Genomic DNA, 26,417 nt, shown 5'->3' with positions numbered 1-26,417 from the left:
TTAGTATGTTAGAAATGCGAAGATAAATTTAATTCTATAAATCATCCTCAATTCTAGTAATTATTCTTTATCTGATTGCTCCTTAGTGGTTACTTTTTCATCACTACAGGCATCTAAAGGAATGTTATTATGGTTGTCATATCGATTCTGTAGTTCATCTACCACAGACTTATCCCATAGCTTTATCCCTGTAATATAAGCCGTTCTTGCAATCAAAAATGCTGCCACAGGTGAAGTGATAAACAAGAAAAATATAATTGCTAACACCTTTGTCGTTGTCGAAAACTCCGCAAAATGGATAGCTGCTGCTGTAAGAATACAGCCAATACCTAAAGTCGCTGCCTTAATAGTAATAGACAGTCTTGTATAGAAATCAGGCATACGCACTATCCCAATAGAAGCTATCAATACAAAAACCGCTCCTACAGTACTTAATATCATTATCACAATATCAATCATCTCTATTCCTTTTTAATAAATAATAGGCAAAAGCCACTGTACTCAAGAATGCTATTAATGCTAATATCATTGCCACGTCTAGGAATATCGGGTCATTAGCAATCAAGCTAAACACTCCAATAACCCCTACTCCTACTGTAATCAGTAAGTCTAGAGCAACTACTCTATCTGATACGCTTGGCCCCTTTAGAAATCTTATAAATATGAAGATTAAAGACAAGCTGATGATAGGCATAATTACATATATTAAATAATCTTCTACTGTCATCGCAATATCTCTAATAATTTAGTTTCTGTTCTCTCTTTCATATTCTTAATAAACTTGTGTTTATCTCTTAAATACATAGTATGTATATAAACATAACTTTTATCTTCTGCAATATCAATCACCATAGTACCTGGAGTCAAAGCGATAATATTGGTCAACATCGTAATCTCAAAATCTGTCTTAGCATCTAGGTTATACTTAATGATACCAGGTGTTGTATGATAATTAGGTGTCATTACATCTATCGCTACACGTAAGTTAGCCTCCATCATATCATAAAGAAAATAGAGAATAAAAATCATAATCTTCGGTACACGATAGAAATATTCCTTATCTGCTTGCTTAGATCTTCTCGTTAGCATCCATAAAATAAAGAATCCTGCCGCACCTCCAAAGATGAAGTTAGAATAATTTAACTGTCCTGTTAAAGCAACCCAGACAAATGTCAATAATAAATTAAGTAAAAAGTACTTCAACATAATCTGTTTATTTTAAATGATGCATTACTGATTCTATATAAATTGATGGGTTCATTAATTCGTATGCTACTCGTTCTGCTACTTTAAATACAAAAGAAGCATTAAACCCTATCAACAGTGACACTACAGCTAATCCTATAACTGGTAATACTAAAGCTACTTTACCTCTAGTATGGAACGGTGCAAAATAGTCTACCTCTTCCGCATTTGGCTTTGGCAAATCTTTCCAAAACACTTCTGACCAAATACGAGCTACAATAAATAAAGTAATAAAGCTCGCAAATATCAAGGTCCCTAATAACACATAACTCTCCTGCTTAAAGGCCTCCTGGAACAAAAGTATCTTTGGCCAGAACCCAGACAACGGTGGTATACCTGCTAGAGAGAATAAGATAATCGCAAAGACAATCGACAGCTTTGGATAGTCCTTATAGAATCCTCCTAGTCGATAAATATCTTGCGTTACACGTATCTTTTGTATCAGACCACTCATCATAAAGAAGTTACTCTTCACAATGACATCGTGGATTAGATAAAACACTACCCCTACAAAAGCTAGCTCTGTATAAATACCAATACCCGCTATCAGATATCCTATATGACAAACAATAAAGTAAGATAATATTCTTCTAATATTTCTTTTATTGATTACTCCTAATGCGCCACTTATCATCGTAAGAATAGCAATAACTATAAATACTTGTAATACGAAATCATCAGGTTCGAACACTACTGTGAACACTCTTATCATAGAATACACTCCCATCTTAGTCAACAATCCACCAAACACAGCACCGATAGCCGATGGCGGTGTATGGTAAGATGATGGCAACCAAAAGTACATTGGGAATACTGCTGACTTAATACCAAAACCAACAAAGAACAACAATGCGGTCACTGTTACTAATCCTCTATTCTCCACTGCTGCTACATGTTCAGGTAGGTCTGCAATATTCAAACTACCTGTTATCCCATATAGAATCCCGATGGCTGTTAAGAAGATTACGGATGCTAGCATATTCATGGTTACATACTTCACAGCACCTTCCATTTGTCTCTTTTTTCCTCCTAATGTCAATAAAACAAAAGAAGAAATAATCACTACTTCAAACCACACATAAAGATTAAATATATCTCCTGTCAAAAAGGCTCCCATCAATCCCATGATTAGGAAGTGATAGATAAAGAAGTGCCCATATCGTATGCGACTAATGTTAGTCGCAGCTGTTGAGTATATACCTACAGCTAATGAAACAATAGCAGTAAGCATCACCATCGTAGCGCTCAACATGTCACCTACGAAAGTAATTCCAAATGGTGCTTCCCAGCCTCCCATCTGTAAGGTCATATTTCCATTTTCCCATATTAAGGTAAACAATCTTAAGCTTACAAAGAAGCCGATTATATTACCTATCACACTTACGGTCTTCTGTGCCTGTACATTCTTCCAGAAGAACAACAGGACAATAGCCGTCAACATATGTGCTAATATAGGAGCTAATATAAAGTTCGAAATCATATATCTAAATCTTGGATATTAAGTGAATCTAAATCATCAGTTCCTGTTGTTTCATGTACTTTTTTCAATAAAATAATTGCAAAAGCTGTCAATCCAAAACTGATAACTATGGCTGTCAAGATTAATGCTTGAGGCACTGGATCTGCATATACATCTGTAAAATGTTTACTCTCTCCATTAATAATAGGTGCTTTCCCTTTGGTTAATTCCCCCATCAAGAAGATTAATATATTGGCGCCATTACCTAGCATCATAAACCCTAAAAGTAACTTAACCATACTTCTACGCAAGATCAAGTATATCCCTGCAGAATATAAAATTCCAACTAATAATACTAATAGTAATTCCATACTTATCTCTTTTATTCACTTTCTGAAATAGTTAATAATATAGTTAGCACAACACCAACTACCACTAAATAAACTCCAATATCAAAAAATAAAGCAGTTCCCACAGAACCTATAACCGCTACATTATCTGCAAACCATACCCCAGTCATAAATGGTCTACCTAATAACACTGGCAAAAAACCACTTATAAAAGAAATTGTCAATCCTATAGGTATCAACATACGTGGGGGAATCTGGAACAGTCTCAATGTTCTTCTAGTTGTATATGCAAAAGCATGCAATACAAATGCTATAGATGCTATCAACCCTCCTACAAAACCTCCTCCTGATAAATAATGTCCTCTTAACAATACGAAAAGAGAGAATAATAGCAGTAGAGGTAATAAATAATTAGTCGCTGTCCTCAATATCGTTGAGTCCATCTTCTTTATATCGTACTTAGTCTTATTCTTCATCTTCTCTATATTTTAACATACTGAATACTCCTAATGCCGCAATAGATAACACTATAGTCTCTATCATGGTATCAAATCCTCTAAAGTCAACTAAAATAACATTCACCACATTCTTACCTTTAGCAAGTACATATACGTTCTCTGCATAATATCTACTGATATCTTTATCTGCAGGAGAGACTAGAGCCTGTAGAGTAATAATAGAAATCAGAACACCGAACGCTATAGAAATCACTGCGTCCCTAAACTGTATCTTTCTATTTCCTAACTTTAAGAATGGAGGTAATTTAAACAACACTAAAATAAATAAAACTGTAGTCAATGTATCAATAGCGAACTGAGTCATTCCTAAATCTGGTGCTCCATAGAATACAAATATTAAACAGATACAATACCCTACCACACCTGTCGCAGCGATTGCCGTTAATCTAGATGATGTATTAATCGCAAAGACAATTGCCACAACTGCAATTAAGAATACAACTAACTCATAAGCTCTAAACTCAGACAGTCCCGTAGTGTTCACACGCAGTGGAACATCTGCAAATAACTTATACCCAACTAAGCCTACAAAGAAAACAATAATTACTGCTAGATAAGATCTCAGATATCCATTATGGAAGATCCAAGTATAACGATATGCTAGTACTCTAAAGAACTCTACGATGATAGAGAATATATTCTTAGGTGATACTTTCTCGAAGTTCTCCACCACACATAGTGGGTTCTTCCATCTCTTAAAGATAATGTACACTATCGTACCTAGCACTATCGTGCATCCACTTAATAATAGACTAGTATTCACACCATGCCATATCGCTAGAGGCATCTCTACTACAGAGCCATAAATAGCACTAAAGGTCGCCAAGATAATTTCATGATAAGCAATAGCGGGTAACACTCCAAGTAATAAGGTGAAGAACCCTAATACTACAGGTGGAGCTATTAGTGCCCAATCAGGTTGATGAGATATACAAACGTTCTTAGTTGCTTTGCCAAAGAATGGTTTTATACCTATTAAGAAACCTGATCCAGTCAAAAATACATTAGTGAAGAATAAAGCGCCTACTAATATAATTGCTAAAGTCTCATTCATATAATGAAGTCCACTTTCATAGATTAACTCTTTTCCAATAAATCCGAAAGTCAAAGGAATACCCGCACATGATAATGCGGCAACAACGGCTGCCACACTTAACAGTGGAAAGTACTTACGTAGCCCTCCTAACTCATTAATATCACGAGTATGTAATGCATGATCTATAATACCTGTTATCAAGAAAAAAGCTGCTTTATACAATGCATGTGCTAATACGAATACTGCCATAGCATACAGTGCTATCTGAGTACCTATTCCTAACAAGAACATTAATAGTCCTAAGGCAGATATAGTAGAGTAAGCTAATATCCCTTTCATATCTTTTCTAAATACACTGTGAAAAGCACCGAATAACATGGTCACGCCACCTACTACCAGTAAGATCGTGTTCCACTCCATCTTACCACCGAGTATCGGAGTGAATCTAGCTACTAAGTATACCCCAGCCTTCACCATAGTAGCAGAGTGTAGATAAGCTGATACTGGTGTAGGAGCTTTCATCGCTCCTGGTAACCAAAAGTGAAAAGGAAACTGTGCAGACTTAGTAAAAGCTGCTATGAATAAGAAAATAATAATTAATAAGTAGAAAGGACTCTCCTTTAACACATCACTCTGTCCCAATAACTCGTGGATAGAATATGTTCCGGATATAGTTCCTACGATTACACCAAAGGACAGTAAAAAGAACCCTCCTAATCCTGTAATGGCTAAGGCCCACAACGCACTCGCTCTAGATTCTTCTTCTTCATTATTAAAACCAATCAAGAAGAATGAACTTATGCTCGTTAGCTCCCAAAAAATAAACAAGGTGATTAAATTGTCAGAAGTAACCACTCCTAACATTGCTCCCATAAAAACAGTCAGGTAGCAAATAAAACGGTGTAACAGAGGATGCCCTCTTAAATAAGAAGAAGCATATAAATATACCAATGTTCCAATTCCAGAAATCAATAATCCAAACAAAAGTGATAGACCGTCTATTTTAAAGTCTAAATTGATACCTAACGTAGGAATCCATTCAGTGCTAAATAGGACACTATTAAATCCGTCTTTTACAGAACGTAAAAAAGATAATAGATATAAAAAAATTGAAAATGGAAGTAGGGATATTAATGCTACAAATTTAGTCTGTACAAACTTTTTTAGAAATAATACTCCAAAAGCAAGTACAAAAGTGAGAAAAATTAATGTTAGCATATTTTGTTTAATTCTCTAAATATATATTTTCAGTTTGATGTAAATATATACAAAAAAAATAAATTTTAACTTATAACTTGCCGTATAACAACAAATAACACAAACATTTTCCTCACCTTTATCTTACCAATAGGGGATTAAAGGTAATTCCCTTAATTTAATCTTATTTATTCAACATTTCCCATAATTTATCTTTCAACTCCATTAGCCCTTGTTGAGCCACTGAAGAAATAAACATGTATGGTACTCCGTCTAGTTCAGCATCTAGCTGTTCTTTTAACTCTGATTGTAGCTCATCATCTAGCATATCACACTTAGTAACTACTAAAAGACGATCTTTATCCAGCATTTCTGGATTATATCTTCTTAGCTCATCTATTAAGATATCATACTCTTTTTTAATATCATCAGCATCCGCAGGCACCATGAATAATAAAGTAGAGTTTCTCTCTATATGTCTTAAGAAGTAATGACCTAAACCTTTACCTTCTGCAGCTCCTTCGATAATACCCGGAATATCTGCAATCACAAAAGATTTAAAATCTCTATATGACACAATACCTAAATTAGGCTTCAGTGTCGTAAACGGATAATCCGCAATCTTTGGTTTAGCCGAAGTAAGTACAGACAGTAATGTAGATTTACCCGCATTCGGGAATCCTACTAATCCGACATCAGCTAATACTTTTAATTCTAATATAATATCTAGCTCTTCACTAGGCATTCCAGGTTGTGCATATCTAGGAGTCTGGTTAGTAGATGATCTAAAATGCCAGTTACCTAATCCTCCTTTACCTCCCTCAGCTACGATTCTCTTTTCGCCGTGTTCAGTAATTTCGAATAATACTTCACCTGTCTCTTTGTCCTTCACTACAGTTCCTAATGGCACCTCGATAATTCTATCTTCACCATCTGACCCTGTACTTCTAGAACTTCCTCCATCACCCCCATGACCTGCTTTAATATGACGTGCAAATTTAAGGTGAAATAAAGTCCATAAACCTTCATTTCCGACTATGTATACGTGTCCTCCGCGACCTCCGTCTCCACCATCAGGCCCACCTTTTTCAATAAATTTTTCTCTGTGTAAGTGTGTAGATCCTCTACCTCCCTTACCAGAAGCTACATATATCTTTACGTAATCGACAAAATTCCCTTCAGTCATTTCCTTTATTTTTTTTCGTCCTTATTGCACCATACAATAGGAATTGGGCGGCAAAGGTAATATTTTTTAGTGAATGTTATAAAGTACCTTATATTAAAGTATCTATAACTTTGCTTAAACGTCCTGTAATTTCTTCGATAGAACCTATTCCATCTACAGCGTAGAATTTATTTTTTGCTTCGTAGAACGCGATAAGAGGAGCTGTCTTCTCATTATACTCTGTATAACGTGTACGAATCTTAGCCTCATCTTGGTCATCAGCTCTACCACTAGTCTTACCTCTCTCTAGGATACGCGCTACTAATACATCATCATCTGCCTCTAAACCTACAGTTCCTGCAAAAGTGATTCCTTTCTCATTCAATAGTTTTTCTAGTGCTTCAGCTTGAGCGATCGTACGAGGAAAACCATCGAATAAGAATCCTGATTTATCCATATTTTTACTCACCTCTTCTGCCAACATATTAATTGTAACACTGTCCGGAACTAGTTCTCCTTGATCCATATATACTTTAGCTTGTTTACCTAGCTCAGTATCATTTTTCAAGTTAAAACGAAATACATCCCCTGTAGAGATATGTGTTAAATTATACTTTTCTTTTAAAAACTCAGCCTGTGTACCTTTCCCAGCACCTGGTTTTCCAAATAAAACTATTGCAATCATTATTTATTGTTTATTCTGTTAGTCTAATCTTTATTCTTTAATTTGGTATATCTCTGGTATATTTCTACCGTATTTATCATAGTCCATTCCATATCCTACGATAAACTTATTCTCAATCTCAAAAGCTACATAATCTAAATGAATATCTTTCGTATAAGCCTCTGGTTTTAAACATAGCGTACATATACGTACTTCACTAGGTTTATGTTGATCAAATAATTTCTTTAACGCTACTAGTGTATTCCCAGTATCTACAATGTCTTCTATAATAACTACTCTTCTATCAGTAACATCTATATCAAGTCCTAATAATTGATTAACCTGATTAGTTGATTGAGTTCCTATATATGAAGCCATTTTAACGAAACTCATTTCACATGAGCCTTTATAATGCTTCACCAAATCAGAAATAACCATAAACGAACCGTTAAGAACCCCTATAAATACAGGAACGTCTCCGTTCATATCCTTTTCTATTTGTTCTGCGATTTCACGCAATCTAGTATCAATCTGCTCCCTTGAAATAAAAGGAACAAACACTTTATCCAATACTTGTATTTCCATTGTGTCGAAGTTGTTCGTAATTTGCAAATATACAAAAAGAATACAGGTTTATTCGTTTCTATGCAAAGGATTTAACCTAAATAACCAAAAAATAAACCCCAATAATTTACTTTTTAGCCTTTTGTTTTTAAAAACAAAAAACGTAGCGCTATTACACGCTACGTCTAAAACAAACTAATTCAATCTAACTCTAAAACCAAAGTTTATAGTTCTATCGTTGAGATTATTTTCACTACTTAAAACGTAATTTCAATTTTAATGAGCCAATTCACAACTCATAACCTACCAAATATAAGTTAATTTTTTTAACTAAAAAATATTTATTTAATAAAACGTTATAATTTAATAATAAGCAAAATTCAATAATAAAATCATTTAATTATCATATTAAATTAGTTAATTCATATAATCAATAAGATAAACAATACAGACTTTCATTTATTATAACATAATCGAGGTGTAATTTCTCCTAAAAAAAACTTCTTATCACACCGTTATCTTGAGTACAAACCATCTTTTTTACTTCTAATAATAAGTCAATCAATCCCAAACAGAATGAGAATATAGACTTATTTATCACTACACTACTTTCTTTCTTCTTCAACACCTCCTCAATATCCCCTCAACATTCCTTCAACAAACACCCTCTCTAGTAGAGCATTCTTGGGGCAATGTTGAAGGAGTGTTGAAGCATTCACTCAAAAGGGTTATATATACTGGAACTACAACATATACTCAAGAATAGCACTCCTATCACAAAAAACAACACAAAAACCTACTATACAACACATTAATACCTAAATATACTTTTTTATTTATTAAAAATAAATACTCTTTTTTTAACAAACACAACCTATTTGTATTTTACTTATCTCAAAAATCATCTACTCTTAATTTATGTCTCTTGTCAAAGAAATTATAAATACATTAAGCAGCACAAGACAGATAGCAATATGCTTCATTTTAGATATTTTTAAATTATCTTTGCCTTAATAACAATACAACTACACAATGAATTACTTTTCTACTGATTTCCGTTTGGGAATATTAGGAGGAGGTCAATTAGGTAAAATGCTCCTATATGACACTCGTAAATTTGACATCGCTACCAATGTACTAGATCCTAGTAAAGATGCCCCTTCTCAGTATGGAGCACATCAGTTCTTCCAAGGGGATTTAATGGATTTTGAAACTGTTTATCGCTTTGGTAAAACAGTGGATGTCTTAACGATCGAAATAGAAAATGTCAACTTAGACGCACTTGATAAGTTAGAAGAAGAAGGGCTTAAAGTATTCCCTTCTCCTAAGACACTTCGATTAATCCAAAACAAAGGAAATCAAAAAGATTTCTATACTACTCATAATATCCCAACTGCTCCTTATAAGAGATTCTCTGATATAGAAGCTCTAAAAACAGCAGCTACAGCTAATGAAGTAACGATGCCATTCGTATGGAAGTCAGCTCAGTTTGGGTATGATGGTAATGGAGTAAAAGTAGTTCGTACGATTACTGACTTAGATGCACTACCTAATGTAGAGTGTATCGCAGAAGTGATGGTTCCTTTTAAAAACGAATTAGCTGTGATCGTAGCCCGTTCTGCTTCTGGAGAAATCAAAACATACCCTGTAGTAGAAATGGAGTTCCATCCAGAGGCTAACCAAGTAGAATATGTGATCTGTCCTGCGCGTATCGATAGCGCTGTAGCGGATAAGGCAAGAGCTATTGCGCTACAAGTTTCTGAGAAATTTAATCATGTAGGTTTATTAGCTGTGGAGATGTTCCAAACGCAAGATGACGATGTATTAGTAAATGAAGTAGCTCCTCGTCCTCATAACTCTGGACACTACTCTATAGAGGCGAGCTATACTTCTCAGTTCGAACAACACATCCGTGCTATTCTAGATTTACCTTTAGGGAATACAGATAGTAAAGTGGCTGGTATCATGGTAAACTTAGTAGGCGCTGAAGGCTATACTGGACAAGTGTACTATGAAGGAATGGAAGATATCTTAGCGATAGAGGGTGTGACTCCTCATATCTATGGCAAACGCGAGACTCGTCCTTTTAGAAAAATGGGACATGTAACGATCGTGAATAGCGATATGATTAAAGCGAGAGAAATAGCGCAGCAAGTAAAAGAAACTATTAAAGTAATCAGCAAATAAATCTTATGAAAATAGCAGTAGTAATGGGCAGCGTATCGGATATGCCTGTCATGCAAGATGCAATCAATATTATTAAAGAATTCGGTGTAGAAGTAGAAGTGGATATCGTATCTGCTCACAGAACACCTGAAAAACTAGTAGACTTCTCTTCTAATGCTCATAAGCGTGGTATCCATGTGATCATCGCAGGAGCAGGAGGTGCAGCACACCTACCTGGTATGGTAGCTTCTATGTCTCCACTTCCAGTGATCGGAGTACCTGTTAAATCTAGCAACTCTATCGATGGATGGGATAGTGTACTATCTATCTTACAGATGCCTGGTGGTGTACCTGTAGCTACAGTAGCCCTTAATGGTGCAAAAAATGCAGGTCTTCTAGCGATACAGATATTAGGTAGTCAAAATGAAGACCTTCGCAATAAGATGGTAGACTATAAAAATGGATTAAGAGAAGCAGTGCTTAAAGCAGCAACCGAAATAAAAGGTCTTTAGACCTTTTATTTAAATTAAGAATTATAAATTAAAAATTAAGAATCATCACCCTACGGGTGAGGGATGACTCAGCAACTTAAATATAACCGAAATATGGAGTAAGTATATTACTTCATATTTCGGTTATTATTACTTTAAAACCTATAACTACCTTGTTACTTTATGAAGCAAGAAAATATAATACAAACTAAAACCTATGATTTTGCTGTAAGAACCATCCGCCTATATAAACATCTATCTGCGACTAAAAAAGAATATGTACTAAGTAAACAACTTCTTCGCTCTGGCACTTCTATAGGTGCTAATGTTGAAGAAGCCCTTGGTGGACAGACAGAAAAAGACTTCTACGCTAAATTATCTATTGCTTATAAAGAAGCTCGTGAAACTCATTATTGGATTAGATTATTAGCAGACACAGACTTTTTGACTATTCGTGAGAAAAACAGCTTACTTCAGGATTTAGATGAGATTCTAAAAATCATTGGTAGTATCAGAATTACTATACAAAATAAAGAAAGAGTTACACAGAATAAATAGGTATTTAAACTTTCTTAATTTTTAATTCGTAATTTGAAAATCGTAATTAAAGAAACAGGCTATGCTGACATGCGGTTAATATATCTCTGATGATTCTACTTATAGGAGAGCTATTATTCACTCCGTACATCCCTAGATAGGGTAAGTTCTGTATCACCTCATCTCTCCCTTGATACACCACTTCTTTACACAGTTTATCTATAGCATTACACTCTTCTTCTGTCAGTTCAGCACCTTCTTGTACTTTCTGCCATGTAGTAGATGCTAAATCATAAAAAGCCTCTCTACGCGTGTGATAGGCTGTCTGTAGTTTTTCTAACAATTCTGTTTGGAACTGCTCATAAGCACCTCCTTTGAGTTTATTAAAATACACCTCTACCTCTTGTAGAAAGTGGTATTGCATTCCCAACTGATTCACAGCTAATGTAAACTTTGCAAATGGATAAAATGGAAACTTATAAAGTGGGGTGTCAATAGTACACGCCTCACTTGTGATACTAAAACTGCGTGATTTAGGTACGCGTAATTCTTTTACTACAATAGAATGACTCCCTGTAGCTATTAGTCCTAAGGTATCCCAACTGTTCTTAGTTGTTACTTCAGAAGGCAAAAAGAAAAATGACTTATATACAGGTCTACCCTCTACATCATACTGCAATTCCCCATTAACTTCGAGATGGCAATTCGCTGTAAAAACTGTGCAATGGTGTAATCCTGTTACAATATCCCAAGTCCCATTGATAAGATAATACTCTCCTTCTTCTCTTGCTACTCCACTAACCTTACCACTACCTCCAAAACACACTTTTGTATCTTGAAAAACTTTGTTACTTTCATTAGCATCTAAAAATCCTACAAACATATTAGCTCCTGCACATAGTGTCACGGTCCATCCTAAACTCCCATCTATAGCTGCTAACTGCTCTTCTACTCTTAACGCATCGATAAAGTCTACTTCTAAGCCTTTATATTGCTTAGGCACAAATAGGTTGAATAAATTGTTTCTATACAGCACTTCTAGTTGTTCTTCTGTTAGATGACCTAATTGTTCTGCTGTAGTTATATTGTCTTTAAGTATTTGCACATCGGCATCACTTAGATACTGTTTCATAATATGTTGTTTTGTCTACAACAAAGCTACCGCATTAAAACACTTTAAACAAAAAAAGACCTCATCAGTAATACTGATGAGATCTCTTCTATTGGCCTATTTTTCTCTATTCTAAACTATCAGGTAACAATAAACTAAACTGACTCGCAGTAAGAATATCTCCTATAATACGGTTCATCTCTGTAGTATAGTCCATCGCTCCCATTCCTAAATAAGGTACAACCTTCAAAACAGCATTACGTCCTTTATAGACAAGACCTTTACACATTTTCTCAATATCAGTAGTAGTCTGCTCTGTTAACTTGCCATTTAGTGCTATTTCGTCACTAGATAACTTAGCTAAGCGATAAAAGGCTGCTCTTCTCTCAAGGAATTTCTCTTCATACTGATAGAACAATTCATCTTTAAACTCGAAATATTTATTATACAATTCTCCTGTAAAATACTTCTTTAATTCATCCATAAAATGCTCTTGCATTCCCAAATGATTTGCTGTCAAAGTTAACAATGCAAAGGACATAAAAGGATAGTGATAGGTCTGTTCATTAATTATAGGATGATTACTATCTATCTCAAAGGCTCTATTTACATTCACCCTAAACTCCTTAATACTAACACTATGACTAGCAGTAGCCTTAAGTCCAATAGACTGCCAATCTTCAATAATAGTCACCTCTTTCGGGAAGAAGAAAAACGTTTTAAAATAAGGTGACCCATCTTCCTTATAAAGCAATTCTCCCTTTTCTTCTATATGACAGTTCAAGGTTAATACAGTACAGTGAGGTAATCCTACGATATAATCCCACGTTCCATTTACGATGTAACCATCTCTATATACCCTAGCAACACCATCTATCTGCCCACTGCCTCCAAAACATACTTTTGGATCTTGGAAAATCATTTTAGCAAGAAAGCCCTCTAAATAACCAACAAACATATTGGCTCCAGCGCACATCGTCACAGTCCATCCGAGACTTCCATCTATTCTAGCCAACTGCTCCTCTACTTGCAAAGCTTCAATCAGACTTACTCCTAACCCACCTAAATATGCAGGCACAAACATATTAAACAACTTATTATCATAGATAACTTTTAATTGCTTATCCGTTAATGTACCTAATCTAATAGCTTCATTTACTTCACTTCTAAGAATATCTAAATCCTTTGCTGATATTTCCATCATAACATATTGATTAATTATCTATTACAACAAACATATTAATTTAAAAATTGATTAATATGTGATTATTCACACCTAGTGCAAAAAACATTCCAATATTATTAACAAGCCATTATTTAAAAAAAAACTTACTTTTATAGTATAAAAATAAATTAGAAAATATGTCGGCATTGAACAATCCATTTAACACCGTACATGGTACAGCACCATTTACTCAAATTAAAACGGAAGACTATATACCTGCTTTCCAAAAAGCAATACAAGATACAAAAGCAGAGATAGACGCTATTACTGCTAACGCTACAACACCTACCTTTGAGAATACACTAGAAGCATTAGCTTACTCAGGGATGGAATTAGATGTATTGTCTAATATCTTCTTTAACCTGAACTCAGCTGAGACAAATGATGAGATGCAGAAAATAGCACAAGAGGTAGCTCCAATGCTATCAGCACTAAGCAATGACATCTCCTTAAACGAAGAGTTATTTAAACGCGTAAAAGCAGTTTATGAACAAAAAGAGACACTGAACCTTACTATAGAACAAGAAACCTTATTGACAAAGAATTATAAAAGCTTTGTCCGCAATGGTGCATTGTTATCAGAAGATAAAAAAGAAAGATTAAGAGCAATAGATGCAGAGTTATCTACAACTGCGTTGAAGTTTGGAGAAAACGTATTAGCAGAAACACATAAATTCCAACTGCACATCACAGAGGAAAAAGACTTAGCTGGTCTTCCTGAAGGTGCTGTAGAAGAAGCAAGAGCTTTAGCTGAACAAGAAGGTAAAGAAGGATGGGTATTCACATTAGATTATCCTAGTTATATCCCTTTTATGACCTATGCTGATAATCGTGAGTTGCGTAAAGAGATGGCTATCGCTTCAGGTAAAAAAGCCTTTCAAGATAATGAGCATAACAATGAAGCTAATGTCTTAAAGATTGTAAACCTACGTCATGAGAGAGCTAATCTACTGGGATATGCTACACATGCTCACTTCGTATTAGAAGAGCGTATGGCACAGAGCCCTGATAAGGTAAATGCTTTCTTAGAAGAGTTATTAGCAAAGGCTAAGCCTGCTGCTGATAAAGAGTTTGCAGAATTAACTGCTTTTGCAAAGAAGATAGACAACATTGATGTATTGCAAAAATGGGATGGTTCATACTACTCTGAGAAGTTAAAACAAGAGCGCTTTAGCTTAGATGACGAATTACTTAAACCATACTTCCAATTAGAGAATGTATTAGACGGTGCTTACCAAGTAGCCAATAAGTTATACGGATTAGTGTTTACAGAAGTACAGACTATAGAGAAGTACCACGCAGATGTGCGTACATTCGAGGTAACGAATGAGCAAGGAGATTTCATAGCTGTATTCTACACAGACTTCTTCCCACGCAAAGGAAAGAGAAACGGCGCTTGGATGACTTCATTCAAAAACCAATATATCAAAGACGGTATCAATGAAAGACCGCATATCTCTATCGTGTGTAACTTCACTAAGCCAACTGCTACTAAGCCTTCATTGCTTACATTTAACGAAGTAACAACGCTATTCCACGAGTTTGGGCATGCATTACACGGTATGTTAGCAAACACGACTTACCCATCGTTATCTGGAACTAATGTATATTGGGACTTCGTAGAGTTGCCAAGTCAAGTGATGGAGAACTGGTGTTACGAAAAAGAAGCTTTAGAGCTATTCGCTAAACATTACCAAACAGGAGAGACTATCCCTATGGAATTAGTAGCAAAGATCAAAGAGAGTGCGAGCTTCTTAGAGGGGATAGCTACAGTACGTCAGTTGAGCTTCGGTCTATTAGATATGGGATGGCATGGTCAAGACCCTACGGCTATCACAAGTCTAAAAGACTTCGAAACAAAACAATTTGCTTCTACACAACAATATCCTGATGTAAAAGAGAATGCAATGAGTACTTCATTCTCTCATATCTTCCAAGGTGGTTACTCATCTGGATACTACAGCTATAAATGGGCGGAGGTATTGGATGCTGACGCATTCGCATACTTTAAGGCTAATGGCATCTTCAATAAAGAAGTAGCTACTAAGTTTAAAGATTATGTTTTATCTCAAGGGGGAACTGATCACCCAATGACATTGTACAAAAAATTCAGAGGTCAAGAACCTACTCCTGATGCTTTATTAAAAAGAGCGGGATTGTTATAGGTTAATGGTCAACGGTTTACAGTTAACAGCTGTAGACCATTAAACAACTAAGCCCATTGCAATGCAATGGGCTTAGTTGTTTAATATAGAAGATTATCAATATTGTGGTTAGTATGTGGTAGACGCAATTTATTGCCGTCTCTACAAAAAACACTCTTCGCTATAGGTATAAGCATCTAGTGTAATAGGTATTTTATTAGCTTCTTTAAGATCGTGTTGTGCCTCATTATAACGCTCTACATCAGCATCTGCTTTAGGATCCTTTATACTCCCTAATATTCTATTGATACGGTCTAACTCGCGTTGTTGATCAGCTTTAAGATATCCTTCTGCTACTTTACATACTTCTTTAAAAGTTTTACCCCCTACCTTTTTTAAGAAAGCTGCATCAGTCTTATCATGATCTATTCCATCATCATCAGTATAAATGACATTCATATTTCCGATGATTTGTATTGCTTTTTGAAGACGCAATTGATCTGCATCTCCTAAAGTTACCATCATCTTATCTTCTGACTCCATATAGACATCCATATTGTCTGCGGCTAACTTTAAGTCAGCTGTCTCTGGCTGTACTTGAGGAATCACGATTTGAGTCTCTTCTACTACTTCTGTTTGCCCCTCTTTATCCTTGCAACTAACTGTTAAAAGTGTTAGTGCAAATAATGTAATTCCTACTTTTTTCATACCTACCGATTAATACGACAAATGTAAAAATATACCTAGTAAATATGCAATAGCTATAAACAGCTATTTTACACTCCAAAAAAGAAAGGAGAGATAATCAATACCTCTCCTTTCACCAAAACAAAACCACTATAAAAATATAGTCTCCTTACTTATTATGAAATTTATTATTATACTAGATCTCCAAACTTCCCAGAGTTAAAGTCATCTACTGCTTGTACTAACTCATCTGTTGTATTCATTACGAATGGTCCATAATGTGCTATTGGTTCATTTAAAGGCTCTCCAGAGATTACTAAGGCTACAGCATCTTTAGTAACTTCTACTGTAAACTCTTCTCCTTCTCTCTCCATATGAGCCACATGATCTGTAGCTACTACTGTTCCATTTACTTTTACTTCACCCTCTAATACTAACAATAAAGTAGTATACCCTGAAGGAAAACTAAAGCTAGTATTTGTACCTGCTTTAGCTTTTAAATTGTACATGTGAATTGGTGAGAATGTAGAAGCTGTTCCTTTAGTTCCATTATAGTCTCCTGCTATTACTTCAATTACTCCTTCTCCATTAGGCAATGTATATTTGGCCATTTTATCATGTTCTATTGCTTGATATTTAGCAGGCCCTTTTTTATCCTCTCTCTTTAAGTTTACCCATAACTGTACCATTTGAAACTCACCTCCTGTTTTACTCCATTCTGTTTCATGAAACTCTTTGTGTAAAACTCCTGACGCTGCAGTCATCCATTGTACATCACCTTCTCCTATGATACCTCCACCACCACTGCTATCTCCATGCTCTACACGTCCTTTATATGCTATCGTAACAGTCTCAAATCCTTTATGTGGGTGTACTCCTACACCTCTTGGGATTTCTGAAGGCCCAAATGTGTATTTAGAATTATAGTCAAACATGATAAACGGATCCATCTGTTGCATATTCATATTAGGCATACTTGGAATAAAGTTGTGCACTCTAAAACCATCTCCTACAAAGTGTGCTGGTTGTGGTTTTACTACTTGTTTAATATTTCTTGTTTTCATATCTCTTTGTTTTTTGTATTACAAATTTACAACCTCATCAACCTTTAAACACTTAACCTACAACAAGAAGTATACCTCATAAAAAAGGAGGTTTACCTCAGCAAACCTCCTTCTGTTTATTTATCTAGTTACACTAGTTCTTAATCTCTACTCTGATGCCTTCGCTATGAGCACTCATTTCTGGTGCGTACATACTCTGCATAGTTGTAATACCATTAGAGAATTGACCACTTACATTAGCTCTTAACTCATACTCGAATACATAGCTTCCTTTTCTCAATCTCGATATAAAGAAGTTCGTAGAAGCATCTCTTGTCTCTTCATAATATCCGAACTCTCCTTTCCATCTATACCCTGATAGAACATTCGTAGGTTCAAAGCCACTAGCACGCATATCTTTTAAGTGAACATAATCCATATCCCTATCTGCACTTATCTCTAAACGTACTGTCACTACATCACCTACTTTAATCGGAGACTCTTTAGTGATCTCACGCAGTACTTGACCTTGCTCTGTATTCGCTTTTATATAAAGCTTTTTAGTTAGCTTAATACCTGTCTCTGCTGTATTAATAGCATCTAAATCTTCGAAGTACTGCCAGTACATCGCACCATAAGCAATACCAGGAGAGGTCTTACTTACTTCTACAATACCTTTTTTAGCTGTCAACTCTGCTTTAGACCAACTCTGTTTGATATAACCACTACCCGCCTGAGCATTTGCTTCTGTGTCTATAGGATATCCTCCTACTTTTACTTCAATACCTTGCTCTGCATCTAGCCAAGACCTACCCGTATTTAATAAGGCATATACAGCCTTTGTAGTTGCTTTAGTAGATCTCCATCCAGTAGTTTGTTTATTCTTTAGTAACCAAACTTTCATCTGTTCTATTGCATTAGCGTATTTCTCTTTATTTACCTCGTTGGTAGCTTCTAAAATTGCCACTTGAGTTTCGATAGGAGCCTGATACCATAACCATCCTGCAATATTATTCTTCCAATACATTCCCATCTCATCAGACTCTACTGCTGTCTCCATAATCCCCTTAACAATACTCTCTGCCTTTTTATCAGAACCAAATCTCTTTGCTATCACAGCTCGTATAGCCTCTTGATAAAGATTATTAGCAGGTTTCTCACTCTCGATACTTTGACGAATAGCAGTTATCATAGGAGAGTATTTCTCATTGATACCGAAATCCCCTATAAAATAACTACGTGCGTATAAATAGTGCGTACCTAAACTTGGTACTTTACCTTTTACACCAAACTTCACTTGCTCTTCATACTCTCTATATTGCGCTTGATCCATATACTCTATTGCTCTCTTTAGCATCGAAATATAATTCACATCACTTGCCCAAGGAGCATTCATTGCACCTATGCGTTTCAGATTACCAAAACCTTCTACAATAGTTTGTGTAATATAGTTATCTGATTTCCCTCCTTTAAACCAAGAGAATCCTCCATCCTCGTTTTGTTGCTCGATTAACTTATCGATATCCGACTGAAGGTCATATTGCATTTTATTCAAATCAAACAAGACTGCCATACGCTTCATTTGCTCAGCCTCACTTGTTGCTTCTCTCACCCATGGCGACTCAGCTAACAGCACGCTCTTCAGCTCTTGATTCTGTTCTAACTTAGAAGACATTTCTCCTTTTACATTCCATTGATCAAAAACAGTCTTAATCTTAGGATTGTCATTTAATATTTTCGTTGCAACAGCATTAGCAAACACTTTACTAAACACTTGCTCAGAACTATCATAAGGATATTCTTGTAAATATGGTAAAGCAAACACAGCATTCCAAATTGGATTAGTCGTTAACTCTAATGTCAATTTATGATTCTGTAGAGTATTACTTCTATTCGCTTCATACTCCTTAAACTTGAATATCTTATTCTGTCCTTCTTTGATATAGATAGGCATCGTCTCTGTTACTAGCATTCTATTAGTCAATACCGGTAGCACAGACTCTTCTCCATCACTATAATTATCTGACACAGCTATTATTCTACAAGAGACTACATCTACGCTATTCGGAACTTCTATATCCCAACTTACAGCACTTGACTCTTCTTTATTGACAGAGAACTCTCCTGTTTTCTCTACTAACAACTCATTCGTATAAGCATTAAACAGTTGAAGAGTAGCTTTACCTTTTCTATTAGCATCAGATAGATTAACTACTTTTGTAGATAAAGTTAATTTATCTCCTTGTCGTAAGAAACGAGGTAAGTTAGGAACTACCATTAACTCTTTTTGAGTTACTACTTCTTTTTCTGCATAGTCACTACGCAAATCCTTAGTATGAGCAAAAGCCATAAACTTCCATTTAGTCAAAGCTTCAGGCATTGTGAACTCGAACTTCACATCACCATTCTCATCTGTCTTTAGCGTAGGGTAAAAGAAAGCTGTCTCTTGTAAGTTTTTACGAATAGTCGGTGCAGGAGCATCTGTTTTTTCTACACTGCTTCCACCAGTACTTACATCCTTATACTCATTTATAATAGCATTTTCTTTTAACTCTTCCTTAAATGCAACAGTAGGAGCTACTATATTTTTAGCCATTGCATCTCCACTCGTAGCACTCACCATACTCATCCCTCTCACTCGCATCGTCCCAGAACCAATTCTTACTTTAGGTTGGAAGTTTAATCCGTAAGTATTAAATACGATTGGTCTATCTATTATAAAATCAGTATAATCTACTGTCTCACTTGCTAATGAATTAAAGTAACTTATTCCCTTGATATTACTAAAATCATACATACTAAACGAAGGTCTGTTGTAATAATGTACAGGAACTTTAAGAGTCGTATTTAGACTATGTGATACGAACTGATCTAAAGAAGCATCATACATAGTAGCTAATATTTCAGATACCACTTGCTCCTTCTCTTTCCCTTTTACTTTTAAAGACCATTTTTCTTTAGCCCCAGGCTCTACCTTGTCTCTAAAAGACTCTATAACTAAAGACAGCTTACTCTCTTCTCCTTTTAGAGTAATGCTAGCCGCGTCTTGTGCTGCTATATTATGCTTTAATGCTAATGCATAAACATCTACTACCTTATAATCCTGTTTAATAGGAATATCTATTGACGAACCTCTCTTATTGATCTTCATCACTTTTTGATAAACCTGTTTACCATTTGCTTTTACTTCTACGAATGCATACGTATTATTCTCAGCACTGCGTATCTCTACACTAGCTTTCTCTCCTACTCTGTATACTTTGTCCTCTGCTTTTAATTCTACTAAGACCTTTGAATACTCTTTTGACTCCTCATTTCTTAATGTAAAGCGTTTCTCTATCTCATTCTTCTCACCATTCTCATATACATATCCTTTGACAATATAAGTACCTGAAGATAATTGTTTAGCCCCCTTAAATACTACCTCTTTTGTATCTGCTGTATTAAATGATGTACTAAACACAGAATTACCTATTCCCCACTGCGCTGTATCTTTCTCATCTCCGTAATCTAAATGAGGGAATAGAGAGATAAACTCATTGTAATCATACAACTTATAATCTCCTTTATCTAAACCAAAATTATCAGAAATACGCTCAGGATTAGGAGCTAATAGAGGGAATATGCTTAACTCTCCTTGAGAAGCATAGTCTATCCCATTTAGGTTCTTCGTACTAATCGTAAACTTACTCAAATCCTTTACTGTAGAAATAAAAGGAAGATTAACAGCTAGCTCTATATTCTTCTCTCCTACTACTACATCTACACTACTGCTATGTGTTTCTCCATTCTGGTCTATTACATCCGCATAGATATAATAAGTAAATGTACGAGGCAGGGTACTTTCTTTTTCTTCTTTAGGCAACGCCTTAAAGCTGATAGTAAACTTTCCTTTCTCATCCGTTATTGTCTCTCCCTGAATCATTGTCTCAGGATTCAGATATCTACTTGGATAATAAGGCCCACATATCCAATAAGGCCATATCTCTTGTCTCTCTACTCTATAAACTACTTTTGCCTTATCTATATTAGCTCCTAAGAAAGCCTTTGCACTTCCTTCTACAGTTACATTCTCATTTAGTTTATAGATCTCTTTAGGTTTTTCGAACTCTACTTCAAATTTCGGACGTTTATACTCTTCTACTGACAGATGACTCCATCCTACAGTCTCCTCTCCTAGTATAACCTCCACACTATAGTTACCTAATCTACCTAATGATGGTAATACAAACTGTCCATTGACAGAACCAAACTCATTTGTAACTAATTGTTGTGTGGTCAATTCCTTCCCATTAGGGTCATATAGCTTTATAGATACTTGTGCCTTAGCAACTACCTGTTCACTCAGCTTACTCTTTTTAGAAACTATAGATTTAAAATACAGGACTTGTCCTGGTCTATAGATACCTCTATCTGTTAGTACAGTCGCTTTATACTGTACATTATCTTCTTTTTCTTCTTGTTTATAACGACTATACACATAAGAAGAATAATATACCTCTTCTCCCTTTATATTAGCATAGAGATATCTATCAGATTTAGCAAAATCAAGATTAGCCTCTCCATTAGAGTCTGTCGTTATCACCGTTTCCCAATAATTACTATTTACTCTCTTCTCATCTTCATTAGCGATGTGAATACTGATATTGCTTAATGGCTTACCTGTTCTTCTATTATAAGCGCGTAATTTTCCTTCGTTAATTTCTATAATATTAGGAGTCACATTGACAAGGGTTACTTGTACATCAGACTCCCCTTCTTTAATCTCATCAAAAGGAACATTAGAGAATGCTATAAAATACCTACCTGTATCTAACGCATTTAACGCTACCACAGTTTTGTGCATTTCATAATCATTAAATGTGCTCAACTGAACTGTATAAGTATCTATAGCAGTATATTCTTTATTTAATCTATTGTATCCTTCTACTCCATTGTGGAAAGGTATATTGTTACTTCTCTTAGAACTATTGTTCTTATACACACGTACATAGATCTTGTCGCCATTCTGATGACCTATACTCAGAGGTATAGCCTGATTATCTAATACATACTTATTGATATTATAAGTGTATTGTTTGCGTTCTGTATACTTCTTCAGTGCACTTAGGTTCTCTGCCGTCTTTGTATTAGGAAATAACTTTAAAGCCTTATCTATTAGAGCTACTAGTTCTACTCCATTTAGATAATTAGCATACCCCTCATACACAAGAGGCTCATTAGGATACGCTGCTAATAGGTTTTCAAACTTCTCTTTGCGATGCTCACTAGATTCTATAGTAGCCGCTAGATACATCTCTATATACACATAGAGCGTAGCATCATTCTTAGCTTTTATATCTTTTAGGATAGCTGCTTTTAACTCTTGCTTTTTTTGTTCTAACGCTCTACGTTCTTCATCTGACAAATCAAATGAATTATACTGTAGATTATCTAAGTAATTTAAACGCAATGCATCATAAACTGTAAGTTTAGCTCTACTAGCACCTAACTTAGAAGCATTAGAGCTAAACATATCTCCCCAGTTATCGATAGACTCTCCTTGCTCTTTAGCAGCTAGAGAAAGACCACTTTGATAATACTTTTCTATTTCTTTTTTAAACTCATCAGCTGTCCAGTAGGCTATACCAGAAGCAGTACTTTGTTCTAATGTTGTTCTATTCCTAAGTTTATATCTATTAGCAGAGTAATACAGCTTAAATATCTCAGCTATATAGGTATCTATAATAGCCTTTGTAGCACCTTTAGCATTTCTTCTTTCTTCAGCGAATTGCTTAATAATGATATTGATATCATACTTATCATCTTCACTTACTAAGATGTTTACTCTTGCCTCATAGAACATCGCTTTTATCATACTAGGATAATCATTATGCCTTTTAGACAACTTCTTTACTTCTTGTATATTGGGCAACATGCTCTTTACCTCAGCATTCTCTTCTTGTTTCTGAATAATGTTCCACAACTCCTGTATTCTCCCATTCGAACTTTGTCCAAAGCCGATTATCGGAGCAAGAATCATAAGATACAAACCTAACTTCTTCATAGTTTTATAATTGAATCCTTAAAGATAGAGTTTTTATAAATTACTTCTAAAAACTTGTACAGTAAATGATGTAAAATAGTCATTATCCTTTCATTAAATAACACCTAGAGTTCACCTTTTCATGAACGTTTATGTAACTTATACTTCACAAATGCATAATGCGAATAACTTGTATAATACAGCTTAATCGAAGTTACTTTGTAACATACAAAAACATCATTATGAAAAGAATTATTCTAAGCCTTATCTTATGTGTGTCACTAGTATCATGTTCTAGTGATGACAATAAAGCAGCACAACCAGAAAGCAAAAAGTATCAAACAGAAAATGTCGTTTTACTAGTTATCGACGGACCTAGAATGACAGAGACTTGGCAAGAGACTACACAAGCACATATCCCTAACCGCATCGCTCTATTAAAAGAAGGAGTTTTTATCAGCAATTTTAGAAACAATGGACTAACCAATACAAATGCAGGACACACTGCCCTTATCACAGGTGTATATGACAGCATTAAGAATAACGGTAAAGAACTTCCTACTAATCCTTCTGTATTACAACAGTGGTTAAAACAAACGAAGAAAGATAACAGCAAAGCTTGGGTGGTAGTATCTAAAGATAAATTAGAAGTACTAAATAACACTAAAAACCCTGATTGGAATAATAAGTATATGCCTAAAGCAGATGCAGGAGTAGCTGGTAATGGGACAGGGTATAGAGCAGATAAAGTAACTATCGAAAACTTTAAAAAAGTAATCACAACTGACAAACCTAATGTAGTTGTTATTAACTTAAAAGATGTAGATAGCTATGGACATGCTAACAAATGGAATGAATACATCCAAGCTATCAAAACAACTGATCAAAGCATTAAAGATATTTGGGACTTCTTACAATCTCAACCAGATTATAAAGACAAAACAACCCTAATGGTATCAAATGACCATGGACGTCACTTAGATGGAGTCAAAGATTCTTTTGTCAACCATGGAGATAATTGTCTAGGATGTCGTCATATCGAATTCTTCGCTATGGGACCAGACTTCAAACAAAATACAACAATAAGCACAGGTAGTTATGAACAAATAGATGTAGCAAATACAATGGCTGAACTACTAGGAATAAAATTAGACTACAGTAAAGGTAAAGTGATAAAAGACATATTTAAATAAAACATGTGACTTAACACATAAAGAGGGGTATCTTCATGAAGACACCCCTCTTTTACATTTGTAATCTATAATTTTTAAAATGCAGGATTCACATTGCCTTTAGCAGTTCTAGTATATGCTTTATGTGATTTCACATAATTAACCTCTACTTTCCCTTTTACTAATACAGAAGTTTTTACAGTACCATTAGGAGATATAGTAAAATAATCCGATTGATACTTTTCATCTTTTATAGTTGTCACTTCTACTCGTCCATCTAATGGAATATTTGCACTAGACTTAACATTATAATTAAAGCTAGTATATTCTACTGAAGACCTGACAACTACATTCGTATTTACAAGTTCTACTATTACATCTCTTTCGTTGCTTTTCATACCATCATCACTTGATGAACAACTAAATAAAAACACAGACATTGCCAATGTTAAAAACAAACCTATACTTCTCATAACCATAATTTTTACTGCAAAGTAAAAACATATTATATGAAAAAATAAATATAATAATCTATTTTTAACATAATTAACCCAAAAAGTATCACATCAGTATAGAGTATGGAGACAATCTATCCTGCCTTTGGAAATTTATACATCGGTGGGGTTAAGAAATCTCTTGTAGGCATCCCGCGATTTGGAAATGCATCAAAGTTGATTGGGGTAGCATACACTTTATAGCCCTTTACATAATCTCTTTCAACTACTACTCCTTCTTTCTTCACTAGAACTTCTCTGTGTTCTCCCATATTAAGAGAAAATCTATCCGACTTTATCTTCTCATTATTTATAGTAACTACTTCTACATACCCTTGCATAGGTGTACGCACTGTAGACCTAATAGTAAAGTAAAAGTTAGTGTACTGCTTGGCTTTCCTAGTTTCTATAGATGTCCCCTTGTATTGAATACTGACATCTTTATTGTTTACTTCTAAATCTTCTTTTGAACATCCAGTAACAAAAACCATGACTAACATCATGATAACCAAACTTATATTTTTCATGTTATTATTATTTTAGGGCGTCAAAGTAAAATAAAAACAACAAAAGTTTATATCAAAAAAATATTATTTAACGTAAATACAAAACAGAAAACACTAAAATTAAGATTAAAAAATATAGTTTATTAAAATAGTCATTAAAAAGCAGATACCAATACAAGAAACTAAATATAAAAACTAGTTTACACTACTATAAAACTCACTACCATTCTTCAAATGTATAACTATGACTGAAGCTCAAATCAAAGTTCTTATATTGCTCCTTGATTAATTCTATACACTCTTCTCTAGTCCCTTCCTTCTGATAAGATCCCTGTTTACTCACTATCGGAATATCTATAATCCATATATCATCTCGTAACCAACCGAACTGTAAAGTATCGTCCTCTCCCTTAAATATTCCAATAAAAGTACCTTCTTCTGTCGACAACTTTTTAAAACACGTGATTACCTCTAGCTCTGTAGCCACCTTAGACTCTTCTCCTTCTTGACCTTGATCAGTAAGAGCGTCATAGTAAAACAACTTGATCATATCTATATATTTATATCTCCAAAATTAAACAACTCTATGCAACTTTTAACAACAAAAAAAGAGCATTA

23 protein-coding genes are annotated in these 26,417 nt (G+C 34.9%); 5 read left to right on the top strand and 18 right to left on the bottom strand.

What is annotated here, in order from left to right:
- Positions 1–60: 60 nt before the first annotated feature.
- From mnhG to hpt, 10 genes are all read right to left on the bottom strand, one after another.
- Complete coding sequence (gene mnhG / locus HX049_RS10815) at positions 61–459, bottom strand: monovalent cation/H(+) antiporter subunit G (protein WP_286415810.1); 399 nt, start codon at positions 457–459, stop codon at positions 61–63.
- A complete protein-coding gene (locus tag HX049_RS10810) occupies positions 452–727 on the bottom strand; it encodes a cation:proton antiporter (protein ID WP_006259512.1) in 276 nt (91 codons plus the stop codon). The genes mnhG and HX049_RS10810 overlap by 8 nt, the downstream gene beginning before the upstream one ends.
- A complete protein-coding gene (locus tag HX049_RS10805; protein WP_006259513.1) occupies positions 724–1,206 on the bottom strand; it encodes a Na+/H+ antiporter subunit E in 483 nt (160 codons plus the stop codon). The genes HX049_RS10810 and HX049_RS10805 overlap by 4 nt, the downstream gene beginning before the upstream one ends.
- 7 nt (positions 1,207–1,213) lie before the next feature.
- A complete protein-coding gene (locus HX049_RS10800; RefSeq protein ID WP_286415809.1) occupies positions 1,214–2,725 on the bottom strand; it encodes a proton-conducting transporter transmembrane domain-containing protein in 1,512 nt (503 codons plus the stop codon).
- A complete protein-coding gene (locus HX049_RS10795) occupies positions 2,722–3,075 on the bottom strand; it encodes a Na+/H+ antiporter subunit C (protein WP_006259515.1) in 354 nt (117 codons plus the stop codon). The genes HX049_RS10800 and HX049_RS10795 overlap by 4 nt, the downstream gene beginning before the upstream one ends.
- Before the next feature lie 11 nt (positions 3,076–3,086).
- Positions 3,087–3,530 carry a Na+/H+ antiporter subunit B gene (locus HX049_RS10790; protein WP_286415808.1) on the bottom strand — a complete coding sequence of 148 codons (444 nt, stop codon included), beginning with the start codon at positions 3,528–3,530 and terminating at the stop codon, positions 3,087–3,089.
- Positions 3,520–5,826 carry a hydrogen gas-evolving membrane-bound hydrogenase subunit E gene (gene mbhE, locus HX049_RS10785; protein ID WP_286415807.1) on the bottom strand — a complete coding sequence of 769 codons (2,307 nt, stop codon included), beginning with the start codon at positions 5,824–5,826 and terminating at the stop codon, positions 3,520–3,522. Before mbhE ends, HX049_RS10790 begins: the two co-directional genes overlap by 11 nt.
- A 163-nt stretch (positions 5,827–5,989) precedes the next feature.
- On the bottom strand, positions 5,990–6,991 hold the full coding sequence (gene obgE / locus HX049_RS10780; protein WP_286415806.1) for a GTPase ObgE: 1,002 nt from the start codon (positions 6,989–6,991) through the stop codon (positions 5,990–5,992).
- 88 nt (positions 6,992–7,079) lie between these two features.
- Positions 7,080–7,655 carry an adenylate kinase gene (locus HX049_RS10775; protein ID WP_006259519.1) on the bottom strand — a complete coding sequence of 192 codons (576 nt, stop codon included), beginning with the start codon at positions 7,653–7,655 and terminating at the stop codon, positions 7,080–7,082.
- A 30-nt stretch (positions 7,656–7,685) separates the two neighbouring features.
- A complete protein-coding gene (hpt, locus tag HX049_RS10770; protein WP_286415804.1) occupies positions 7,686–8,219 on the bottom strand; it encodes a hypoxanthine phosphoribosyltransferase in 534 nt (177 codons plus the stop codon).
- 1,011 nt (positions 8,220–9,230) lie between these two features.
- Here hpt and HX049_RS10765 point away from each other — a divergent pair.
- The 3 genes from HX049_RS10765 (at position 9,231) to HX049_RS10755 (ending at position 11,413) form a co-directional block, all read left to right on the top strand.
- Positions 9,231–10,385, top strand: a complete 1,155-nt coding sequence (locus HX049_RS10765) for a 5-(carboxyamino)imidazole ribonucleotide synthase (RefSeq protein WP_286415803.1) — start codon at positions 9,231–9,233, stop codon at positions 10,383–10,385.
- A gap of 5 nt (positions 10,386–10,390) precedes the next feature.
- The gene (gene purE, locus HX049_RS10760) at positions 10,391–10,876 is read left to right on the top strand and encodes a 5-(carboxyamino)imidazole ribonucleotide mutase (protein ID WP_286415802.1); all 486 of its coding nucleotides are present in this window, start codon (positions 10,391–10,393) and stop codon (positions 10,874–10,876) included.
- A gap of 162 nt (positions 10,877–11,038) precedes the next feature.
- Entirely contained in the window at positions 11,039–11,413 is a 375-nt protein-coding gene (locus HX049_RS10755) for a four helix bundle protein (protein ID WP_286415801.1), read from the top strand.
- A 46-nt stretch (positions 11,414–11,459) separates the two neighbouring features.
- Here the strand turns inward: HX049_RS10755 and HX049_RS10750 are convergent, their stop codons facing one another.
- Together HX049_RS10750 and HX049_RS10745 are read right to left on the bottom strand one after the other, a co-directional pair.
- On the bottom strand, positions 11,460–12,524 hold the full coding sequence (locus tag HX049_RS10750; protein WP_286415800.1) for a hydroxylase: 1,065 nt from the start codon (positions 12,522–12,524) through the stop codon (positions 11,460–11,462).
- A 106-nt stretch (positions 12,525–12,630) separates the two neighbouring features.
- Complete coding sequence (locus HX049_RS10745; protein WP_286415799.1) at positions 12,631–13,707, bottom strand: hydroxylase; 1,077 nt, start codon at positions 13,705–13,707, stop codon at positions 12,631–12,633.
- 158 nt (positions 13,708–13,865) lie between these two features.
- Here HX049_RS10745 and HX049_RS10740 point away from each other — a divergent pair, with 158 nt between their 5' ends.
- Complete coding sequence (locus tag HX049_RS10740; protein WP_286415798.1) at positions 13,866–15,893, top strand: M3 family metallopeptidase; 2,028 nt, start codon at positions 13,866–13,868, stop codon at positions 15,891–15,893.
- Between the two features lie 141 nt (positions 15,894–16,034).
- On the opposite strand, the gene HX049_RS10735 is transcribed toward HX049_RS10740, so the two are convergent.
- The 3 genes from HX049_RS10735 to HX049_RS10725 all read right to left on the bottom strand — a co-directional run bounded on the left by HX049_RS10735 (position 16,035) and on the right by HX049_RS10725 (position 23,648).
- Positions 16,035–16,580 (bottom strand): hypothetical protein, encoded by a 546-nt coding sequence (locus HX049_RS10735; RefSeq protein WP_286415797.1) that lies wholly within the window; start codon positions 16,578–16,580, stop codon positions 16,035–16,037.
- A gap of 170 nt (positions 16,581–16,750) precedes the next feature.
- Positions 16,751–17,623, bottom strand: a complete 873-nt coding sequence (locus tag HX049_RS10730) for a pirin family protein (protein ID WP_286415796.1) — start codon at positions 17,621–17,623, stop codon at positions 16,751–16,753.
- A gap of 133 nt (positions 17,624–17,756) precedes the next feature.
- Positions 17,757–23,648 carry an alpha-2-macroglobulin family protein gene (locus HX049_RS10725; RefSeq protein WP_286415795.1) on the bottom strand — a complete coding sequence of 1,964 codons (5,892 nt, stop codon included), beginning with the start codon at positions 23,646–23,648 and terminating at the stop codon, positions 17,757–17,759.
- 221 nt (positions 23,649–23,869) lie between these two features.
- Here HX049_RS10725 and HX049_RS10720 point away from each other — a divergent pair, with 221 nt between their 5' ends.
- Positions 23,870–24,820 carry an alkaline phosphatase family protein gene (locus HX049_RS10720; protein WP_131540194.1) on the top strand — a complete coding sequence of 317 codons (951 nt, stop codon included), beginning with the start codon at positions 23,870–23,872 and terminating at the stop codon, positions 24,818–24,820.
- 74 nt (positions 24,821–24,894) lie between these two features.
- Here HX049_RS10720 and HX049_RS10715 read toward each other — a convergent pair whose 3' ends face one another.
- The 3 genes from HX049_RS10715 to HX049_RS10705 form a co-directional block, all read right to left on the bottom strand.
- Positions 24,895–25,272, bottom strand: a complete 378-nt coding sequence (locus HX049_RS10715; protein ID WP_131540195.1) for a hypothetical protein — start codon at positions 25,270–25,272, stop codon at positions 24,895–24,897.
- A 116-nt stretch (positions 25,273–25,388) separates the two neighbouring features.
- Positions 25,389–25,820, bottom strand: a complete 432-nt coding sequence (locus tag HX049_RS10710) for a hypothetical protein (protein ID WP_286415794.1) — start codon at positions 25,818–25,820, stop codon at positions 25,389–25,391.
- 199 nt (positions 25,821–26,019) lie between these two features.
- The gene (locus HX049_RS10705) at positions 26,020–26,349 is read right to left on the bottom strand and encodes a hypothetical protein (protein ID WP_286415793.1); all 330 of its coding nucleotides are present in this window, start codon (positions 26,347–26,349) and stop codon (positions 26,020–26,022) included.
- Positions 26,350–26,417 lie beyond the last annotated feature (68 nt).

This window comes from Myroides odoratimimus, from assembly GCF_030326305.1.
Taxonomy (GTDB): Bacteria; Bacteroidota; Bacteroidia; order Flavobacteriales; family Flavobacteriaceae; genus Flavobacterium; species Flavobacterium odoratimimum_A.
Note: the sequence above shows the minus strand (reverse complement) of the source record. Positions and strands in the feature narration are given on the sequence as shown.

Excerpts from the sequence above, each read along its gene's own strand:
- mnhG (WP_286415810.1), bottom strand. The coding sequence starts at position 459 with ATGATTGATATTGTGATAATGATATTAAGTACTGTAGGAGCGGTTTTT.
- HX049_RS10810 (WP_006259512.1), bottom strand. The coding sequence starts at position 727 with ATGACAGTAGAAGATTATTTAATATATGTAATTATGCCTATCATCAGC.
- HX049_RS10805 (WP_006259513.1), bottom strand. The coding sequence starts at position 1,206 with ATGTTGAAGTACTTTTTACTTAATTTATTATTGACATTTGTCTGGGTT.
- HX049_RS10800 (WP_286415809.1), bottom strand. The coding sequence starts at position 2,725 with ATGATTTCGAACTTTATATTAGCTCCTATATTAGCACATATGTTGACG.
- HX049_RS10795 (WP_006259515.1), bottom strand. The coding sequence starts at position 3,075 with ATGGAATTACTATTAGTATTATTAGTTGGAATTTTATATTCTGCAGGG.
- HX049_RS10790 (WP_286415808.1), bottom strand. The coding sequence starts at position 3,530 with ATGAAGAATAAGACTAAGTACGATATAAAGAAGATGGACTCAACGATA.
- mbhE (WP_286415807.1), bottom strand. The coding sequence starts at position 5,826 with ATGCTAACATTAATTTTTCTCACTTTTGTACTTGCTTTTGGAGTATTA.
- obgE (WP_286415806.1), bottom strand. The coding sequence starts at position 6,991 with ATGACTGAAGGGAATTTTGTCGATTACGTAAAGATATATGTAGCTTCT.
- HX049_RS10775 (WP_006259519.1), bottom strand. The coding sequence starts at position 7,655 with ATGATTGCAATAGTTTTATTTGGAAAACCAGGTGCTGGGAAAGGTACA.
- hpt (WP_286415804.1), bottom strand. The coding sequence starts at position 8,219 with ATGGAAATACAAGTATTGGATAAAGTGTTTGTTCCTTTTATTTCAAGG.
- HX049_RS10765 (WP_286415803.1), top strand. The coding sequence starts at position 9,231 with ATGAATTACTTTTCTACTGATTTCCGTTTGGGAATATTAGGAGGAGGT.
- purE (WP_286415802.1), top strand. The coding sequence starts at position 10,391 with ATGAAAATAGCAGTAGTAATGGGCAGCGTATCGGATATGCCTGTCATG.
- HX049_RS10755 (WP_286415801.1), top strand. The coding sequence starts at position 11,039 with ATGAAGCAAGAAAATATAATACAAACTAAAACCTATGATTTTGCTGTA.
- HX049_RS10750 (WP_286415800.1), bottom strand. The coding sequence starts at position 12,524 with ATGAAACAGTATCTAAGTGATGCCGATGTGCAAATACTTAAAGACAAT.
- HX049_RS10745 (WP_286415799.1), bottom strand. The coding sequence starts at position 13,707 with ATGATGGAAATATCAGCAAAGGATTTAGATATTCTTAGAAGTGAAGTA.
- HX049_RS10740 (WP_286415798.1), top strand. The coding sequence starts at position 13,866 with ATGTCGGCATTGAACAATCCATTTAACACCGTACATGGTACAGCACCA.
- HX049_RS10735 (WP_286415797.1), bottom strand. The coding sequence starts at position 16,580 with ATGAAAAAAGTAGGAATTACATTATTTGCACTAACACTTTTAACAGTT.
- HX049_RS10730 (WP_286415796.1), bottom strand. The coding sequence starts at position 17,623 with ATGAAAACAAGAAATATTAAACAAGTAGTAAAACCACAACCAGCACAC.
- HX049_RS10725 (WP_286415795.1), bottom strand. The coding sequence starts at position 23,648 with ATGAAGAAGTTAGGTTTGTATCTTATGATTCTTGCTCCGATAATCGGC.
- HX049_RS10720 (WP_131540194.1), top strand. The coding sequence starts at position 23,870 with ATGAAAAGAATTATTCTAAGCCTTATCTTATGTGTGTCACTAGTATCA.
- HX049_RS10715 (WP_131540195.1), bottom strand. The coding sequence starts at position 25,272 with ATGAGAAGTATAGGTTTGTTTTTAACATTGGCAATGTCTGTGTTTTTA.
- HX049_RS10710 (WP_286415794.1), bottom strand. The coding sequence starts at position 25,820 with ATGAAAAATATAAGTTTGGTTATCATGATGTTAGTCATGGTTTTTGTT.
- HX049_RS10705 (WP_286415793.1), bottom strand. The coding sequence starts at position 26,349 with ATGATCAAGTTGTTTTACTATGACGCTCTTACTGATCAAGGTCAAGAA.